Raw genomic sequence first — 252 nt, forward strand, 5'->3', positions numbered from 1 at the left:
TACTGGCTGGCGCTGGCGTGCTGGCGTCTGAGAGTGAAGGGATGCGCTTTGTGCGCGGCGGTGTGGTTAACCCGTTGATGCGTCTGCCACGCAGTAATCTGCTCACCGTCGGTTACCGCATTCATGACGGCTATCTCGAACGGTTAGCCTGGCCGCTGACCGACGCAGCAGGCAGCGTGAAGCCGACAATGCAAAAGTTGATTCCGGCGGATTCGCTCCGTTTGCAGTTCTACGACGGCACGCGCTGGCAGG

The 252-nt window shown here is 60.7% G+C and carries 1 protein-coding gene; it reads left to right on the plus strand.

Going from position 1 to position 252, the window contains the following annotated elements; all coding sequences use genetic code 11:
* Window positions 1-252, plus strand: a 252-nt coding sequence (locus tag FN960_RS24480) for a type II secretion system protein GspJ (protein WP_185971166.1), incomplete at both ends; no start/stop codon positions are given.

The sequence above is a fragment of the Alkalicoccobacillus porphyridii genome (genome assembly GCF_007293315.1).
In the GTDB taxonomy this organism is placed as follows: domain Bacteria; phylum Bacillota; class Bacilli; order Bacillales; family Bacillaceae_D; genus Alkalicoccobacillus; species Alkalicoccobacillus porphyridii.